Here is an 18,312-nt window from a genome sequence, read left to right on the forward strand (position 1 = left end):
TAAACATTTTATGTTTATTAATTAGTACTTTTCTAAGTACTAATTAATAATCATCTCATTAATGCTATTGCTGTTTTTAAAAAATCATCTGATGTTGTAATTGATTTTGAGTTTGCTTCAAAAGCTCTTTGCGCTATTAAAAGTTTTTGTAATCCAGTAGAAACACTTATATTACTAACTTCAACACTACTTGCTACCATTTCATTTAATAAATCTGCATTTTTAGCTTCACCTGAAGCTGTAGTTTGCGAATATAAATTAGAACCTTCTGCTTTTAATGATTGTTCATCAGGAAAATATGCAGTAGATACTCTTCCTGCTATATAAGTATTTGTACCTTGAGTTAAGTATAAAATCCCATCATTACCAACGCTAAGAGATGTATCATTATATGAAGCAAGTCCAAGATTTGTTATTTTTAAATTGATATCACCTAATGATAAACTTGCTTGGTTAGGTGCTGGGATTCCATTTTGAATATCTAAAAACTGCGCATTTGCCAATTGAACTGCACTATTTAATGCATCTCTAGCTGACTCAACCATTGCTAAACCTGAACCTTCAACTGCGTCAGTTATTTCTATTAGTGGAGCACTTGAGTTTATTGTAGGAGAAGCAACTTTTGTATTGTCTCCAGGTATTAAGTTATCAATTGTAAGCATTCCAGTCGTTGAATTAAAAGATGATGAATAACCTTGTAAGTCAGAGATTTTATCTGATAATTTATTCATAGTAGTTAAGGCATCAGTGTCAAAATATTGTCTAACTAACTGATTTCCTAAATATAATTCTACTACATCATTAGTATTTGTAAGCTCTCCGGTATAGTTTTCATATGTTAAATTTGTTTGTTGATTAGTTGAGGCAACAGAAACTTCATTTGGATTAGATTCTAATAATTTTAATTTATTATTATAATCTGTTTTCAAAGCTTCAATATCAGATACAACTGAACTTGCACTTTTATAGTTCTGTCCAGAGACACCAACATCAGTTGCTGTTTTTGTATAATCAGTTGCTTTAGCATTAATTGATATTGTTCTATCTTCTTGAGTAATTATAGAAGAAGCTAGATGCTTTGTGTATGTATCTCCAAACTCTACGATATCATTAGATGATGTAGCAGATATTATTTCTGTTTGAACACCTTGAACAACTAAACCTTCACTATTCACTAAAGTTCCATCACTAGATTCTGTAAAGTTTCCTGCTCTTGTATAGTAAGTTTCTCCATTATTAGTATCATTTACTATAAAAAAACCTTTTCCTTCAATTGCAAAATCATAAGGATTATCAGTATCTTTTATTCCACCTTGTCGAAAAGTTTTTTCGATTGTTTCTTCAGAAACACCTTTTCCATAGTTACCATTTTTATATACCATATCTTGAAAAGATATTTCATCTTCTTTGTGAGCAATAGTATTAACGTTAGAAATATTATGTGAAGCTACATTTACAGAGCTTGATGATGCATAAATTCCAGATAATCCGTTGTATAAACCACTAATCACAATTTTTCCTTAATAAATTTTTGTTATATTGTCATAATCAATTTTTGACATATCTTCAGCAAGAATTAATGAACCAGATTCTGAATCATATCCAATCACTTGATAACCTGTAGCTACAACTTTGCCTTCATCTGACTCGACAGAAGTTACTTGGAAGCTTTTTGGGTTTCCATCTTGACCAATATTTCCATCTTCCACAATTCTACCAATAACATCAGTTGAAGCTGCAAGAGCCATTTGTGAAAAAGAATTTTGTAAAGATTCCATTGCCTCAATTGTTGATAAGTTTGTTTGTATACTTGACATTTGCATTTGAGAATCTAACATACTTGCAGAATCCATTGGTTTAGTTGGATCTTGAAGTTTTAACTCTTCCATCATTAACTTTAAAAAATCTTCATTTGTAAGCCCATCATTACTAACACCAGCAGTATATGACTGTCCATTTGCTGTTGTTGCTGTACTTGTTGAAACACCATCTACACTTGCCATGATTTACTCCTATAACATATTTTCTTCAAAGAAATATCGTACAACATTGTCCGAATCCATTGAATCTTGTACTCTAACTGCCAATCTTTCATCTATTACAATGATATCACCAGTACCAATAATTCTTGTATTAACATATATATCACCTCCAGCACCAGCGGCTTTATCAAGTGATAATATATCTCCTTCACCCAAATCTAGAAATTCTTTTATAGTAATATTTGCAGTACCAAGCATAACATCTACGGTTATTTGTGTATCAACTAATAAATCATATACTCTGTCGTTAATTTCCATAATTTTAGGTCACTTTACTTAAGTTTGATAAGCAATTATAACACAAAGTGTTAAATTAGCATTTGTATAAATTGAATAAAAAGGTCGATATTTAAAGAGTTTTAAGCTTTTTAAGCTAATATTTATTTTTGGAGAATTACATAATTGAATCGAGTGATTCAAGCATTGAATTTACTTTTGCTTCAATATTTCCATCAAAGTTTCCAAGATCACTTGCAATTACTACACCACCAGCTGTGACATTTGCATCTTGCACTAAAGAGATATGAGTACCTTCCAAATTTAAATCATTTTTTAAAAGTTCAAAATCTCTAGGATTTAAATGTATTTTAACTTTTGAAGCAGTTTTTATTTTGTCCAATATATTATGTATAGTCTCTTTTGCAATTTTTGCAGAGTTTTCGCCTATTTCTACAGAAATGATTTTTTTTGCAATTGATATTGAGGTTTTAAGAATCTTTGTTTCCATTTGAAAAGTTGCTTGTTCAAAAAATGCTGCATAATGTTTTAAATCTTTTATTGCCTGAACAACTTGATGATCAATATCTTTACCACCTGCTAATCCAATATGCTCTAATCCATTAACTTTTTGTTGAACTGCAGCAACAGTTCCTGCAAGCGCTTTAATTTCTGCTAAAATTTGATCACCATTTATACTAACTTGCTTTTGATCTAATTTTGCAACTTTTTGCATTTGATCTGATTGTGTAATTTCTCCTGTATTAAGAAACGTTCCTAATTGGAAATCTTCAACACCATCATTAGCTTTTATTACTTTTGCATTAGAGTATACATTATTTTTTTCCATAAATTATTCCACATCCCTTTCAATCACACCCTCTTCGATAAGCTTTTGGGCCGCATCAAGCATTTTTCTTTGAGCTGATTCAATATCTTTAATTTTAACTTTTACAAGCATTTCAAACTCTTCTTGGAATCTATCACTTGCTCTTTGAGACATTGCACTTCTAACTATATCTAAATCATCTTCAGTACCATTTTTCATAGCAACAGCAACATCTGCCATCTCTACATTTTGGAGCACTTTCATAACATCATCTTTTTCTAAAGCAAGTAAATCTTCAAATACAAACATGTTTTCTTTTATTTTAGTGGCAAGTGCTGTATCTACACCATTGATATTTTTAAGTATATCTTGTGATTTTGGTCCCATTCTATTTAACATATCAGCAACAACTTTAACACCACCTACATCTACAATAGAAGATAATAGTGATTCTAGCTTTTTTTCTAATACTATTGAAATAGTTCTTACAACATCTGGTGATACATCTTTTATTGTAGCCATTTGCATAGTAACTTTTACTTTTACATCTTCTTCAAGTTGATTTAAAACGTCTGCTGCACCATTTGATTCCATATGAGCTAATATAACTGCGATTGTTTGAGGAGACTCCTCTTTAATAAAATCTGCAAGCTGTTTTGGATTTATGGCATCAAGATAATTAAATGACTGGGATGCTAATTGCATCTTAGATAATTTTGCTAATATTTCATCTGCATCATTTTTACCTAGTGACTTATATAAAAGATCTTTTGCGTAATCATATCCACCAGCACTAATAAATCCCTTAGTTCTAGTGTATAAATGAAACTCATCAAGTATAGCTAAAGAGGTGTCTTTATCAACAGAACCTAATTGTGTAATGGCAGTAGATATTTCTTCAACAAGATGTCTTGGTAAATGTTGAAATATTTTAACAGTAGCTTCTTCACCAACAAGTACAAAAAAGATCGCCACTTTTTTTAGCATTGGCATTCCCTTGGTAAGTTCGTGTTCTAAAGGATTTTCTGCCATTTACTATTTACCTTTCTTATTATTAAATTTTTTGCCACTATCTTCTGCTAGTAATAACTCAATCATTTTTGCCATTTCTGCTGGTTCGTTATTAATAATCTTATCAATCTCTTCAATTAGTATCTCATACTTAGTTGCTGATTCTTCATCTAATCCTTCAAGATTATTTAAAATCTGACTTTTTATTTTAGACTTTAATCTTCCCTTTGCACTATTAAGATTATACTCATCTTCTAAATTTGTATCATCAGTTAATCCTGGAATATTTGTATCAGAACCACTTGCACCGCTTGTTTTTCCACCTGATGAAGAAGAGCTACCACCTAAAGCATCACCTAAAATAACAACATCATTTTTTACAATGAACTTTCTATAAAAAACAAATAACAAAATTAAGGCTATTATATATTGGAAATATTCACTAAATTCACTTAGAATAGCTTTTACCATACCTATAGTATCATCTACAGGTTCAACAGTACCATCTGTACTAGTTCCTGCTTCTGTTGCTGTAACAAATTTAAAATCTTTTACAGTAACTTTATCACCTCTCCTATCGTCATAACCAATTGTGTCTTGAACAACTTCAGAGATATTATTTAAAAACTCATCTTTATTTTGAACATCAGTTAAAACACTTGAATCAAATGTAACAGCTGCTGTAATTTTATTTATTGTAGAGTAGTTTTTATCTTCATGGTCAATTACTTTTTTTGAAATTTCATAATTGACTATATTTTTAGATGCCTCGTTATTAGATGAACTACTTCCACTTCCACCATTTATATCAGGCCCTTCAATATTACTTTGCACACCTGGAACGGCGGCTGGTTCACCTGAACTTCCTTGTGAAGAAGAAACATTTTCAGTAGTTTGTTGACTTCTAATAGTACCTTCAGGCTCATATATCTCTTCTTGCGTATGCTTTTTAGAAAAATTTAGACTTAATGAAACTCTAGCAACAACTCTACCTTGACCTACAATTGGCTCAAGTAAATCTACTATTTTACCTTCAAAGTCTTTTTCTAGTTTCTTTTTATATTTATTTTGAGCAATTGAGCTTATATTATCAATATCCTCTTTTGATTGCTCTAATATTGAACCATCTTGATCAATAAGTTTAATATTTTCATTTGTTAAATCAGGAATTGCAGAAGAGATAAAATTTTTGATTCCATCTATTTGTTTTTGAGTTAAAAATACACCAGGTTTTAAACTTAAAACTGCAGATGCAGTAGGTGGTGTTTTTCTTTCTGTGAAAATAGTCTCTTTTGGAATACCAATTTTAACTGATGCTCTTAAGATACCAGAAAGTGATTCTAAAGCTCTTGAAAGTTCGCCCTCTAAAGCTCTTAAGTATTTAACCTTATTTTCAAAGTTTGTGGTACCTAGGGATGATTTTTCAAATATTTCCCAACCAACATGTTGACTTGTTGCTGCATCACTTGTAACTAATTTTATTTTTGCAATATTAATAAAGTCTTTTGAAGTTTTTAATGTTAATGAATTCCCACTACCTACAACTGAAAATTGAATTCCTGCAGCTTCAAGTTCACTTGATGCTAGCATTACTTGATTTTTTGTAAGATTTGTGGCTATCGTATAGTTTAATTTACTATCTTCAGACTTTATATTTGAATAAATTAATAATCCAAGCAAAAGAACTAATAATAGTGAAAATCCCCCTATTATAACTGCTCTTTGAGCAGAATTTAAATTATTAACAAACTTTAAGAGTTGATCCATATATTATTTATCCTAATTAGTTTTTAGCTGAAGCGTCGATTACTGATGTGAAAAAAGTAACATCTTTTTTAATTGATGCTTGGATAGCATTAAATATAATATTATTCTTAGACATCTCTCCCATTTGTGTATCCAAATTTACATTATTTCCATCATTTTGTTCTTGCAAATTTTTTACTTCATAGAGTTGTGTTTTTGATTTATTTAAATTTTCAACATTATCTTTAATATGATTTTCTTTTGTTACTCTTAACTCTAAATCTTTTTGTCTATTTTTTTCTTGCAATTGTGACTCAAAACTCAACTCTTTTGTTTTATAATCTGGTGTATTTATATTTGCAATATTACTTGAAATAACTTTTTGTCTCTCTGCTCTATAACTTAAATGATTAAATAAAGTTTGTGTTACATTACTTGCGTCCATAATTATCTACTTTCACCTAGTTTTTGTATTACTTTTTGATTTATACTATCAATACCAGTTATTCCCTTTTGTGCTAATTCCATACCTCTTTGTGCTTCAATTAATTGAACCATTGCAAGAACACTATTTACATTTGAACCTTCTAAAGAACCTTGCATAACAAATGTTTCATTATTTTCCATAGGCTGTACTTGAGCATCAACTTGAGCTTGATCTTTTAATTTATAATTATTATCACCATGTTTTTGCAAGTTTTCATAATCTATTTTAAAAACACCAATTGCTTGTGCAAAACCTTCTTCAACACCTATTGGTTCACCATCTGCACTTAAAACATTGTTTCCATTACTATCAACTAAAAAACCATCAAGGTTTTTAAAAGAACCATCTCGTGTATACTGAACATCACCGTTTTGCGTTAAAACTGCAAAAAATGTTTGTGGATCTTTTAAGGAAAAATCTAATTCATTACCAGTATTAATAACTCCACCTTGCTTTGCATCAACATAACTTTGATCGATTTTAGGAATCTTATTTGTCAATTCATTTATATATTCAGATTTTTTGCCTTCTTGCTTTGCTTTTTCCAAATAATGATTAAAAGTTCCTTCTGCTAAGCCCTCTTCTTTAAAGCCAATTGTTTTTGCATTTGCCAAATTATTGGAAACTACATCAACTCTATTTATTTGGTTTACCATTGCTGCTGCTAGGGGATATAGTCCTTGATTCATAATTTAATCCTTATTTACCAAATTCTGCAATTAATGACTCTAAATCATCACCATCAACTAAGTCTTCTGAACGGTCACCAGGTAAGTGATTTGCTCCTGGTAAATTAGTACTTTTTGATTCATCATCAAATATAGAATTCAATTGACGGGAAAGATTAATAACCAATCCCATAACTCTTTCTATTTTTTGTCTATTTATATCATGGAATTGCATTAGTTCCATTGTTTCAAAAAGTTCTTTATCTCTATTATGAAGTCTTGTTTGTATCTCTTTTGGTTTATCAATCAAGGCATTTATTGTTTCTAAATTATTTGAAAACTCTTTTACTTTTGGAAACTTTTTACTTAACATTTCTAACAATTTAAGCTGTGATTGCATAAACTCATCTAGGGTTTTTGTTGTCTTCCTAAGTTCTTCATTATCATCCAAAATATAACTTAAGGCATCAAAAATCTTTGTTGCTTTTTCTTCTGAATCATTTGCAACTTCTCCTAACTGATTAGGAATATTAATTCTATCCACATTTACAACATCATCACGTTTTTTATTAGAAGAAGAAGTTGGTTCCTCTTTTTCTTTTACTTTATCCATTTCATCAATAGAATCTGCATCTAAATTAAAATCTAAACCACTTAAATAATCATCTTCTTCTGATTCTTTACTTGTCTCTAAACCTGCAATCATATCGTCAATTTCACTTGTGTCTACATCTTCTTCTTTAGTAGTATCTTCTTCTGACATAATCCCATTTATTATTGAATCAATTTCATCACTTGATACAGAAGAATCATCATTTTCTTTTGAGTCAGCATTTGTCTCTTCGTCAACAGAATTTAATAATTCATCAATTTCTTTATCTGAAACATCATTTGAAGATTTTTCTTCTTGTGGTTCACTTTTTTGAGAGTCTTCATCTTCATCCATTGCATTTAATAATTCATCAATATCACTATTAGAAACATCTTCAGTCTTTTCTTTTTCTTGTGACTCACTCTCTTGTGAATTTTCTTCTGTATTCTCATCCATAGTATTTAATAAATCATCAATATCTTCATTAGATACATCTTCTGAATCTTTTTTCTCTTCATTTGATGAAGTATCAGGTGTCTCTTCACTCTTTACATTTGAACTTGATAAATCAGTTTGTGCTATTAAATCAGCTATGTCATTTTCTGACATATTTTCTGAATCTTTTTCATCAGAAGATGAATCATCATTTTCAGAATTTTCGTTTTCAGAGATATCTAAACCATTCATTAAGGCTTCTATCTCTTCTTGACTCATACTCATAGTTATACCTTTTTACTTAACTATTTTTTAAATACACCATCTAGTTTTTCTTTTAATATCTCAGCATTAAAAGGTTTAACAATATAATTATTAACTCCAGCTTTCAAAGCAGTTATTACTTCGCCTTTACCACCTTCAGTTGTAATCATGATTATAGGTGTACTTTGATGATTACCTTCTTTTCTAACTTTTTTAACTAAATCAAGCCCATTCATATTTGGCATATTCCAATCTGTTAGAATAACATCATATTGTTTATTTGCTAACATTCCCCAAGCTTTAACTCCATCTTCTGCTTCATCGAAATCTTCTTTATCAATTCCTAATTGCATCACGACATTACCAATAATTCTTCTCATAGTAGAACTATCATCAACTATAAGTATTTTCATTTATATACCTTTGTAAATTTCAATTTTTTTACATTATAATTAATTTGTTTTAAATCTACACTTAATATAAGTGAGATTTAGCTTCAAATTTATTTGAATTTAAAAATTCTTTAAATATAATGTATGATATTTTGGCAAAAAAGGATTCACCATGATAAGAGGATTGTATACTGCCGCTTCTGGAATGTACGCACAGCAACATCAAATTGATGTTACATCAAATAATATAGCCAATGTAAACACAGCAGGATTTAAAAAAGATAGAGCTGAGTTTCAAGACTTAATGTATCAAAGATTAAACTTCACAGGTGGAGCCACTAGTGAAAATACAAGAAACCCAACTGGAATGGATGTGGGTTTAGGTGTTAGAGTTTCAGGTGTTCAAAAATCTTTTGAAGAGGGTGACATTCAAACAACTGGAAATACCTTTGATATTGCAATTGAAGGAAAAGGTTTTTTTCAAGTTACTATGCCAGATGGAGAGATAGCATATACTAGAAATGGTGGTTTTAAAGTCAATGAAGAGGGTACTATAGTAAATGGAAATGGATATCCTATGGAACCTGAAATAGTAGTTCCTGATAATCTTGTTGATGTTAATATCGCACCAACTGGTCTGATTACGGCAACTGATCCAGCAACAGGAGAAGAACAAGAACTAGGACAAATAACATTAGCAGATTTTATTAATCCAGCAGGTTTAAAGCCAATTGGGGAATCACTTTTTCAAGTATCTACAGCTTCAGGTGATCCTATTGAAGCAAATCCAGCAGAAGATCAATTTGGGGGACTACGACAAGGTTTTATAGAAATGTCTAACGTCGCATTAGTTACAGAAATGGTAGATTTAATAACAGCACAAAGAGCATATGAAGCAAACTCTAAATCAATCCAAACTGCAGATAAGTTATTAACTATTGTAAATCAACTTAAACGTACATAATCTTTAGGTTAAAATGGATTTAGAAGAATTAAAAAGACTCAGAGAGCGAAACTTTTTAGATCATAAAAAGAAAAAAAGAGAATATTATCTAAAAAAAAAGTTAGAAAAAGAGTCTAATGAATCATTAAAAAAATCTAAACAACAGATTTATGATTATGAAAATGATTTAAATATAGAAAACTTTGATTTAAAAATCAAAGAGATAATTAAAAAACAAAAGTCTCATGTTGATAGTAGAAAAGATAAAATTATACAAAAAATAAAAGATTATAGAGAACAAAAGAAGAGTTACTACAATGATAACAGGGAAAAAAGGTTAGAATATGACAAAGAATATAGAGAAAAGAAAAAAGAAGAGTTAAAAGAATATAGAAAAAGATACTATGAAGAGAACAAAGAAAAAATTTTAGCAAGACAAAAAGAATACAGAAAATCATCTAAAGAGTAAAAATGGCAGAAAATCAAGAAAAAACAGAAGCAGAACTTTTAGAAGAAGCTATGCAAAATTTGGGTTTAGAAGAAGTTGTTGATGGTGATAAGGAAAAAGCAGAAGAGACTTTAGTTGAAGGTGCTCCCCTTTCAGATGAAGATATTGAGAGTTTAATAAAAGAAGATGTTCCTGAAGAAGAAACTCAAGAAAATAGTGAAAACTTGGAAAATAGTGAAAACTCTAATACTATTGAAAAAGATGAAATTGTTGATGAAATATCTGATGTTGATGACATTAATTTAAATAATACCTCTACAGATGAAATAGATGAGATACCTGACAATTCAGTACTAAAAGATGAAGAGTTTGATGTTCAAAAAAAGCAAAGTAAAATTGTAAGAATTTTAATTATCGTTGTATCAATATTATTAACTTTTGTATCTATTGGCGTATTACTTTACTTTATTGGTTTTTTTGACCCAGAACCAGCTAAAACAGAAGTTAAAACAGAAACACCTAAAGTTCAAAAAGATGAGTATCAATTTAAAGAGGCAGATATTGATGCAAATAGATTAAATAAAAAATTAAACTTATTAACAAAATATGAGATTGTTGAAAATAGTGCAACTGAAGAAAAAAAGGCAATAGAAAAAGAAAATCTATATCTTGAAGCCAAAAAACAACTTGAGATGGAAAGACAGGCTCAAATTGAAAGAATAAAAGAAGCAGAAAGAAAAAGACTAGAAATGACACTTCCTCCTGTTCAAAAAGAAGAAGATATTAGCCAAACTATTGATAAAGAGATAGAAAAGGTAATTGAAAAAGAAGAGACTCCTGAAGTAGTGGCTGTTGTTGAAGTAAATAATAATGAGGTAGCTGAAGAAGAAACAAAAGCTGAAGAAAAACAACCAGTTAAAACAAATGAAGAGCAAGTTTCTAGTCCTGATGCAGTAATAGTTAAAGTTGAAGATTCCCAAGTTACAGCTGTAGAACCAGTTACTCCAGTAGCAGTAATAGAGCCAATTATGGAAGAAAAAACTAGTCAATTTGTAAAAGTCATCAAAATAGCAACAAAAAGTCAAGACATATACAAATCATTTCTTGATAAAATATATTCAGTAAGTGATAATGTAACATTATGTAGAGATTATCAAAATAATGTTGAAATATTTATTGGACCTTTTGATGATGATTTAAGTAGAGATAAAATTTCAAAAGAGTATGCATCAAAATACAATATAGATGCACAAGAGTATGATTATACAATTGAAGAGTATGATAAAAGATGTAACTACTAACTATTTTCTAAAATAGGCTTTGCATCTTTTGTTTGGATTTTTTTATTTTCTATATCAACACTTATAATATAGCTTTTTTCATAAGGAAGTAAAAAAGTTTTAGGGAGATTTTTTTCTACTAAAGCTTTATTAGTATCAATCTCAAAATAGTCACCTAGTGGATACCGATGGATATCACTAATAGTTCCCAAAAGTTCATCATTCTCAAATATACTGCAGTTTATTAAATCAAACCAAAAGTACTGATCTTTTTCTAATTTGCAGTTATCTTTAGTATCTTCTTGTGAAGTAAATAGTTGTTGATTTGTGAGTTTTTTAGCATCATCGATATTATTAATCTCATTAAAAAGAATAATACCTCTTGATTCATTGTATTCTTCTATGGTAAGTAAATTACCTTTGTTAGTAGTAAATGTAGCACCTTTTTTAAACTGCTCTGGAAAATCTGAGTCGATGAAAATTTTTATTTCACCTTTTAATCCTACAGATTTTCCAAGTTTTGCTACATAAATTTGATTATTCATTTTCAAGTTAGTTTGCAACTACTTGTATTTTATATGATATACCATCTTTAGCCTTACAGCCATTAGCCATAGTTTTTAAAGCATTTATCATATTTCCATTTTTACCTATAAGCTTACCTACATCAGATGTATCAGCACTTATAGTTACTTCAACGAAAGTATCATCTATTTGTTTTTCAGTTACTTCAATTGAGTCTGGACTACTAGCAATAAGCTTTACATAGCTTTCAATGAAATTCTTAATCATGTTAAAACTTATTTTGCTTCAGCTAATTTTTTAACTTTTTCAGAAGGTTTAGCACCAACTGTTAACCAATAATTATATCTCTCTTCATCAAGTTTTAATACTTTTGGCTCTGCTACTGGGTTATAATAACCAATTGATTCAATCCATCCTGAATCTCTTCTTTTTCTTGAATCTGTTACAACGATTCTATAAAATGGTTTTTTGTTTCTACCCATTCTTGTTAATCTAATTACTGTCATGTTTTTCCTTTTTTTATTTAATAGTATTGAATTCTAAACTTACATTAGAAGTTTACAACTCAACACTATTTGTTGTATTTTTATCGTGGTAGACCTTGCATCCCACCAGGACCTTTCATTTGTGACATCATATTTGATAAGCCTTTCATTCCGCCTTTATTAGACAGTTGCTTAGCCATTTTTGATGCACTTTTAAATTGCTTCAAGATTTTATTAACTTGAACTTCTGTTAAACCAGAACCTTTAGATAATCTTTTTTTTCTACTTGGGTTTAAAAGTGAAGGCATTTCTCTCTCTTTTGGCGTCATAGAACCAATCAATGCCTTGATTCTTTTTATCTCATCAGAGTTTTCAAAATCCATATCTTTTAACTGACCTGCCATTTGTGACATACCTGGAATCATTCCTAAAATAGATTTCATAGAACCTAATTTACTCATCATTTTAAGTTGTTCTAAAAAGTCATTAAAGTTGAACTCACCTTTTTTGATTTTTTTAGTAACTTCTTTTGCTTTTTTCTCATCAATAATTGCTGATGTTTTTTCAGCAAGTCCTTCAATATCACCAGCACCCATAAGTCTAGAAACTATTCTATCTGGAATAAATACTTCTAAGTCTGGCATTTTTTCACCAGTACCAATAAATCTTAAAGGCACACCAACTTGATCAGCTAAAGAGATTGCAACCCCACCTTTAGTATCACCATCATATTTAGATAAGATAACCCCATCTATTCCTATTTGCTCTTTAAATGAACTTGCTGTTCTAGTTGCATCATGACCTGTTAGAGAATCTGCAACATAAAAAATCTCATCTGGATTTAATGCTTTTTTTACTTCGTGTAATTGGTTCATTAGTTCTTCATCAATTGCCAATCGACCTGCTGTATCCACTAGTAAAACATCATAATGTTCATCTTTAGCTTTTTTCTGAGCTGCTTTTGCTATTTTAATAGGATTTTTTTCATTATCATCAAAGTATAAATCAACTTCTATTTGAGCAGATATTTGTTTTAATTGTTCAACTGCTGCTAATCTTTGTAAATCACACGCAGCAATTAAAACTTTTTTCTTTCTTAGCTTTAAATATGTTGCTAGTTTACCTGTTGTTGTAGTTTTACCTGACCCTTGAAGTCCAGTCATTAAAACAGTTGTAGGAGGAGTGTTAGAGAAAACAAATCCCTGATTACCTTCTGCTGTTAATATACTTGTTAAGTTTTCTTGTAAAGCTTTAAGAAAAGAGTTTTGACCTATTCCTAACTCTTTTGTTCTTAACTCGACATTGAAGATTAAATCTTTCGTAGTTTTATGGTGTACATCTGCTTTTAATAGTGCCTTTCTAAGTTCAGTTGTCGCTTTTTTTAATGACGCGGCATCATCTTTAAATCTTACTTTATTTACTGCACTTTTAATCGAACCAGTTATTACATCAAACAAAACTCTACTCCATTTTTTAAATTTGTGTGATTTTACTAAAGTAAAACTTCATTTATGTTTAACCGAGTACATTTTAAGGTAAATTTTATATTAGTTTTTTAGTTTTGATAGATTTAATAGCGTTTTTAAGGGTGTTTAGTAATTCTTTTCAAATTACTAAACCTTAAATATTATTTAAAGTCCATAGATATTAAATTCTCTTGGAACTTTTGCTTCAAAAGTATAATCGAAGATTTTAGTTATTTTAGAGTGTAATAAAACTCTATTTACCTGAGGAGAAGGTTTACCATAAACCACATCTCCAATTATTGGATAATTTGCATTATTAAGATGCACTCTAATCTGATGTGTTCTTCCTGTATCAATCACAACTTTTATCTTTGATTTATTTCCTTCAACAAGCATAGGATAAATAGTTGTTTTAGCACTTTTACCTTTTTTCATATCTACTTTACTTCTAGCAACACCTTTGTTATTTTTTATAGTTAAAATTGGCTTATCAATAACTATTGTCTCAATAACTTTTCCCTCAACAACTGCTACATACTCTTTATAAACATTATTGTTTTTAAACTCTCTAATAGCTCTTGTTTGAAACTCTTCATTTTTTGCAAAAAGCATAACACCACTAGTCTCTTTGTCAAGTCTATTTAGTAAAAGGTATTTTGGAAACTTACGTGATATCTCATCTGCTGTTAAAAAAGCAGGTTTATCTACAGCTAAAATATCATCATCTTGAAATATCATTTTTATAGGAGCAACATCTTTTACAATAAATTTTGTATTTTCAGAGATATCTCCCCTTGCTATTAAAACTTTTTTATCCCCTACTTTTACTAAACCTTTATCTATTAAGTCTTTAGCTTTACTGTTTGATATATTCTCTTGCTTTGCTAATACTTTATAAGCTTTATCTTGTCCCATTTATTTCCCTTATTATTGGTTCTATCGTACCTTTGCCTTTTAAAGAGGCTGGTTTTAGTTTTTTTATATCTCTCATTATATCTTTTAATTGAGAATTTTCTACAATTTTATAATTCTCTATACACTCAAAAAGAGCTTTTTGGTTAAAGTAGTTTTTTCCACTTATTACTCTACAGTTAAAAAAAGCAGGCTCAACTGGATTGTGTCCACCTATTTTTTCAAATGCTCCACCTAAAATAACAGCATCTGAGATTTCATAGATGTTATTAAGCTCACCCATAACATCTACCAAAATTATATCACTAGAAAAATCATTTTTCAAGGAGAACTTATGATAACTTATCTCTTTATTTTTTACAAAATCTAAAATAAGTTGATTTACTTTTTCAAATCTCTCTGGATGTCTTGGAACAATAATTAGTTTTCCAAACTCTTTTTCGTAAGAGTTTAAAATCAACTCTTCTTCATTTTCATGGGTACTACCTGCTGTTATTACAAACTCATCTAACTTTGTAAACTTATCTGTTCTTTTAGGTAGTGTTGCAAGTTTAATATTACCTATTACTTCAACATTTTTTGCACCCAACTCTTCAAGTCTATTTTTATCTATTTGGCTTTGGGCAAAAACTTTATCTATATTTTTAAATATTCTTTTATAAAACCAAGAAAACTTCTTATATGAGCTGTATGACCTGTCACTTATTCTTGCATTTATTAAAATAGTTTTTGTCTTTTTTATTTTTGCAAATAAAAAAAGCATATACCAAAGTTCTGCTTCCATCACTAATAAAACTTTTTGTTTATTAATCCAAAATGGAAGAAAAAGCTCATAGGGCAAATATTTTACATTTTTACTTAGTCTTTTTGCCTCTTCATATCCTGTATTTGTAATAACAGATATATTTACCTCTTCTTTTATTGCATCAACTATAGGCTTAATTGCCTTTGTTTCACCAAAAGAGCAAACATGAAACCAAACTTTTGATTCTTTAAAACTACTATTATTTCGTAGAAAAAATCTTGCGGGTAAAGCTTCTTTGTATTTTGTGTTTTTTGATTTAAATAAAATAAAGGGGATTGCTAAAATATATAGTAGTAAAGATACTAAAAAATAAAATATTGAGAAGAGGCTCAAAATTAAGCCTCTACAGTTTCTTCTTCTTTATAAATAATTCTTCCACAGTGTGGACAATTAATAATCTCATCTGATTTAATTACTTCTGCATATGTTTGGTCACTTATTTTCATAAAACATCCGTAACATGCTTGTTTTTTAACAGGAACAACAGCTGTATCTTTTGCCCATCTTTTAATTTTTTCATAGAAAGTTAAAACTTTATTATCAAAGTTTCCTAATAACTCAGCTCTATCTTGATATACAACATTTCTTTCTTTGTTAATCTCTTCAATAGCATTATCAACAGAAACTTGTAACTCTTTAATTCCATTCTCTTCTTCTGTTAACTTCTCTTGTAACTCTTTTAACTCTTCTTCTTTTGCAGTTGAAAGTTTATCAAGTCTTTCAATCTCTTCGTTTGCAAATGAAATTTGTTCTTTTGCAATCTCTTCTTCTAATTGTAAAGCTTTAACTTCTTTTTCTGTTTGAACTACTGCGCCTTTTTTAGAAATATCTTCTAATTTTGACTTTAATTCAGCTAAGTGAATGTTATTTTTAGTTCTTTTTGATTTTATCTCATCAATTTGAGCATAAGTATCATTTATACCTTTTTTAATCTCTTCTGCAATCTCAACAAATGTTGCTAATTTGTCTTTTTCGTTGTCAATTTGTGGTTCAAATGAACTAATTTTGCCGTCAAATTTTGATAATTTGATTAAATCCTCTAAATACTTGTTCAACCGTTTCTCCTTGTATTATAAAAACTGAATGGATTTTTTGAATTCGCCATTATAGCTGTTAATTTATTTTTTTTCAAATATTTTTCAATAAGAGAAAATAAAAGTGCAGTAAAATGGTGCTCACTTTCATAATGTCTTATATCAATTAATGAAATTCCTCTTGATTTTGCTTCCATTGCATCATGATATTTTATATCACCTGTTAAAAAACAATCTGCTTCAACTTCCGAAATCATCGACATACCTGCCCCTGTTACTAAAGCAACTCTTTTAACCTCATCACTACATTTTACAAATTTCAATTCATCAATATCTAATTTTTTTGATATTTCTTCACAAAACTCATTAAATGATGAATTTACATTAGCATATGAGATATATTCTTCACTATTTTCTAAATTTAATCCCAAAATCTCTTTTCCAACATATCTATTTAAATGTGTTTTGTCAATATTTGTATGCATTGCAATTAGTGAAATATTTTTTTGAATCAGTACTTTTAAAATCTTTGTTGCATATGAATCATAATTTACTCTTTTAAGCGCTGAGAAAATCAAAGGATGGTGAGTAATTACTAAAGAGTTTTCTTCCATATTAGAAACTAACTCTTCATCCAAATCTATACTAATATATACTTTTTCAACTTCATCATCATAACTACCTACAATCAATCCAGAGTTATCCCATTTCTCTTGTAAAACAAAAGGTGAAAGTTCATCTAAGTAATTATAAATATCTTTGATTTTCATTATTTACCAATTCTTTTTAATCTATCTTCTTCTTGTTCTTTATATAAAACTGCACATCCCATTGAAAGTTCTCGCACTTTTAAAATATAATTTTGTCTCTCAGTAACAGAGATAGCTTTTCTTGCATCAAGAGTATTAAAAGCGTGACTTGCTAACATACACTGGTCATATGCAGGAAGAGGAAGTCCAGCTTCTAGGCAAGACTTACTTTCATTAAAGGCATCATCAAAATGTTTAAATAACATATCTACATTTGCTACTTCAAAATTATATTTTGAGAACTCATATTCACTCTCTTTATGAACATCTGCATAAGTTGTTTTACCATGTTCATTTTCATTCCAAACTATATCAAATACAGAATCAACCTCTTGTAAATACATAGCTAACCTTTCAGTTCCATATGTAATCTCTACAGCAACTGGATCACAAGCTAAGCCACCAACTTGTTGAAAATATGTAAACTGAGTAACTTCCATACCATCAAGCCAAACTTCCCATCCAAGTCCCCATGCTCCAAGAGTTGGAGATTCCCAGTTATCTTCTACAAATCTTATATCATGTTTAGAGGTATCTAAACCTAAATACTCTAAAGATTGTAAATATAAGTCTTGGATATTATCTGGACTTGGTTTGATTAAAACTTGAAATTGATAGTAAGCCCCTAGTCTATTTGGGTTTTCTCCATATCTTCCATCAGTTGGTCTTCTACTTGGTGCAACATATGCTGTACTCCAAGGTGTTGAGTCTAAACTTCTTAATAGTGTTGCAGGGTGAAATGTTCCAGCACCTGCTGGCATATCATAAGGTTGAACAATATTGCAACCTTGTTGGGCCCAGAATTGTTGTAATTTTAAAAGAAGTTGTGAAAATGTAATCATCTATTTTATTCCTATACTTTGTATCTTATTTTTGTTTTGAATTATACTTTAATGTTATCACACTATTTGAATTAAAAAACA

Annotated in this window: 22 protein-coding genes; 3 read left to right on the plus strand and 19 right to left on the minus strand. The window is 29.5% G+C overall.

Annotated features, from left to right (window positions below; genetic code table 11):
• Positions 1 to 50: 50 nt before the first annotated feature.
• The 10 genes from ACNI28_RS03395 to ACNI28_RS03440 all read right to left on the minus strand — a co-directional run bounded on the left by ACNI28_RS03395 (position 51) and on the right by ACNI28_RS03440 (position 8,703).
• Positions 51 to 1,511 (minus strand): flagellar hook-basal body complex protein, encoded by a 1,461-nt coding sequence (locus ACNI28_RS03395; protein ID WP_419765543.1) that lies wholly within the window; start codon positions 1,509 to 1,511, stop codon positions 51 to 53.
• A 9-nt stretch (positions 1,512 to 1,520) separates the two neighbouring features.
• On the minus strand, positions 1,521 to 2,003 hold the full coding sequence (locus ACNI28_RS03400) for a flagellar hook assembly protein FlgD (RefSeq protein ID WP_419765545.1): 483 nt from the start codon (positions 2,001 to 2,003) through the stop codon (positions 1,521 to 1,523).
• A 9-nt stretch (positions 2,004 to 2,012) separates the two neighbouring features.
• A complete protein-coding gene (locus tag ACNI28_RS03405; protein ID WP_298753736.1) occupies positions 2,013 to 2,300 on the minus strand; it encodes a FliM/FliN family flagellar motor switch protein in 288 nt (95 codons plus the stop codon).
• A 136-nt stretch (positions 2,301 to 2,436) separates the two neighbouring features.
• Positions 2,437 to 3,108, minus strand: a complete 672-nt coding sequence (locus tag ACNI28_RS03410; protein WP_419765547.1) for a FliH/SctL family protein — start codon at positions 3,106 to 3,108, stop codon at positions 2,437 to 2,439.
• Positions 3,109 to 3,111: 3 nt separating this feature from the next.
• On the minus strand, positions 3,112 to 4,119 hold the full coding sequence (gene fliG / locus ACNI28_RS03415) for a flagellar motor switch protein FliG (protein ID WP_419765549.1): 1,008 nt from the start codon (positions 4,117 to 4,119) through the stop codon (positions 3,112 to 3,114).
• Positions 4,120 to 4,122: 3 nt separating this feature from the next.
• On the minus strand, positions 4,123 to 5,865 hold the full coding sequence (fliF, locus tag ACNI28_RS03420) for a flagellar basal-body MS-ring/collar protein FliF (RefSeq protein WP_419765551.1): 1,743 nt from the start codon (positions 5,863 to 5,865) through the stop codon (positions 4,123 to 4,125).
• 16 nt (positions 5,866 to 5,881) lie between these two features.
• A complete protein-coding gene (gene flgB / locus ACNI28_RS03425; RefSeq protein ID WP_419765553.1) occupies positions 5,882 to 6,289 on the minus strand; it encodes a flagellar basal body rod protein FlgB in 408 nt (135 codons plus the stop codon).
• A gap of 2 nt (positions 6,290 to 6,291) precedes the next feature.
• Complete coding sequence (locus ACNI28_RS03430; RefSeq protein ID WP_419765555.1) at positions 6,292 to 7,020, minus strand: flagellar hook-basal body protein; 729 nt, start codon at positions 7,018 to 7,020, stop codon at positions 6,292 to 6,294.
• A 10-nt stretch (positions 7,021 to 7,030) separates the two neighbouring features.
• Entirely contained in the window at positions 7,031 to 8,311 is a 1,281-nt protein-coding gene (locus ACNI28_RS03435; protein WP_419765557.1) for a membrane-attack complex/perforin family protein, read from the minus strand.
• 20 nt (positions 8,312 to 8,331) lie between these two features.
• A complete protein-coding gene (locus ACNI28_RS03440) occupies positions 8,332 to 8,703 on the minus strand; it encodes a response regulator (RefSeq protein WP_419765558.1) in 372 nt (123 codons plus the stop codon).
• A 151-nt stretch (positions 8,704 to 8,854) separates the two neighbouring features.
• Here ACNI28_RS03440 and flgG point away from each other — a divergent pair, with 151 nt between their 5' ends.
• Genes flgG through ACNI28_RS03455 form a run of 3 tightly spaced genes read left to right on the plus strand, consistent with a single transcriptional unit; the run spans position 8,855 to position 11,374 of the window.
• Positions 8,855 to 9,646 (plus strand): flagellar basal-body rod protein FlgG, encoded by a 792-nt coding sequence (gene flgG / locus ACNI28_RS03445; protein WP_419765559.1) that lies wholly within the window; start codon positions 8,855 to 8,857, stop codon positions 9,644 to 9,646.
• 13 nt (positions 9,647 to 9,659) lie between these two features.
• A complete protein-coding gene (locus ACNI28_RS03450; protein WP_298753727.1) occupies positions 9,660 to 10,094 on the plus strand; it encodes a hypothetical protein in 435 nt (144 codons plus the stop codon).
• A gap of 2 nt (positions 10,095 to 10,096) precedes the next feature.
• Positions 10,097 to 11,374 carry a hypothetical protein gene (locus tag ACNI28_RS03455; protein ID WP_419765560.1) on the plus strand — a complete coding sequence of 426 codons (1,278 nt, stop codon included), beginning with the start codon at positions 10,097 to 10,099 and terminating at the stop codon, positions 11,372 to 11,374.
• Here the strand turns inward: ACNI28_RS03455 and rimM are convergent.
• The 9 genes from rimM to glyQ form a co-directional block, all read right to left on the minus strand.
• Positions 11,371 to 11,898 (minus strand): ribosome maturation factor RimM, encoded by a 528-nt coding sequence (gene rimM / locus ACNI28_RS03460; protein ID WP_419765562.1) that lies wholly within the window; start codon positions 11,896 to 11,898, stop codon positions 11,371 to 11,373. The two genes, ACNI28_RS03455 and rimM, sit on opposite strands and share 4 nt — an antisense overlap.
• A 7-nt stretch (positions 11,899 to 11,905) precedes the next feature.
• Positions 11,906 to 12,145 (minus strand): KH domain-containing protein, encoded by a 240-nt coding sequence (locus ACNI28_RS03465; RefSeq protein WP_419765564.1) that lies wholly within the window; start codon positions 12,143 to 12,145, stop codon positions 11,906 to 11,908.
• Positions 12,146 to 12,153: 8 nt separating this feature from the next.
• Positions 12,154 to 12,384 carry a 30S ribosomal protein S16 gene (gene rpsP / locus ACNI28_RS03470; RefSeq protein WP_419765566.1) on the minus strand — a complete coding sequence of 77 codons (231 nt, stop codon included), beginning with the start codon at positions 12,382 to 12,384 and terminating at the stop codon, positions 12,154 to 12,156.
• Positions 12,385 to 12,464: 80 nt separating this feature from the next.
• A complete protein-coding gene (ffh, locus tag ACNI28_RS03475) occupies positions 12,465 to 13,820 on the minus strand; it encodes a signal recognition particle protein (protein WP_419765567.1) in 1,356 nt (451 codons plus the stop codon).
• Positions 13,821 to 13,994: 174 nt separating this feature from the next.
• Entirely contained in the window at positions 13,995 to 14,744 is a 750-nt protein-coding gene (locus tag ACNI28_RS03480; protein WP_419765568.1) for a pseudouridine synthase family protein, read from the minus strand.
• Positions 14,731 to 15,879, minus strand: a complete 1,149-nt coding sequence (gene waaA, locus ACNI28_RS03485) for a lipid IV(A) 3-deoxy-D-manno-octulosonic acid transferase (RefSeq protein WP_419765570.1) — start codon at positions 15,877 to 15,879, stop codon at positions 14,731 to 14,733. The genes ACNI28_RS03480 and waaA overlap by 14 nt, the downstream gene beginning before the upstream one ends.
• A gap of 2 nt (positions 15,880 to 15,881) precedes the next feature.
• A complete protein-coding gene (locus tag ACNI28_RS03490) occupies positions 15,882 to 16,601 on the minus strand; it encodes a zinc ribbon domain-containing protein (RefSeq protein ID WP_419765572.1) in 720 nt (239 codons plus the stop codon).
• On the minus strand, positions 16,598 to 17,350 hold the full coding sequence (locus ACNI28_RS03495) for a Nif3-like dinuclear metal center hexameric protein (protein ID WP_419765574.1): 753 nt from the start codon (positions 17,348 to 17,350) through the stop codon (positions 16,598 to 16,600). Before ACNI28_RS03495 ends, ACNI28_RS03490 begins: the two co-directional genes overlap by 4 nt.
• Positions 17,350 to 18,231 (minus strand): glycine--tRNA ligase subunit alpha, encoded by an 882-nt coding sequence (gene glyQ / locus ACNI28_RS03500; protein WP_419765576.1) that lies wholly within the window; start codon positions 18,229 to 18,231, stop codon positions 17,350 to 17,352. The genes ACNI28_RS03495 and glyQ overlap by 1 nt, the downstream gene beginning before the upstream one ends.
• Positions 18,232 to 18,312: the final 81 nt, after the last annotated feature.

Source organism: Arcobacter denitrificans (SeqCode) (assembly GCF_048571185.1).
GTDB classification, from domain to species: domain Bacteria; phylum Campylobacterota; class Campylobacteria; order Campylobacterales; family Arcobacteraceae; genus Arcobacter; species Arcobacter denitrificans.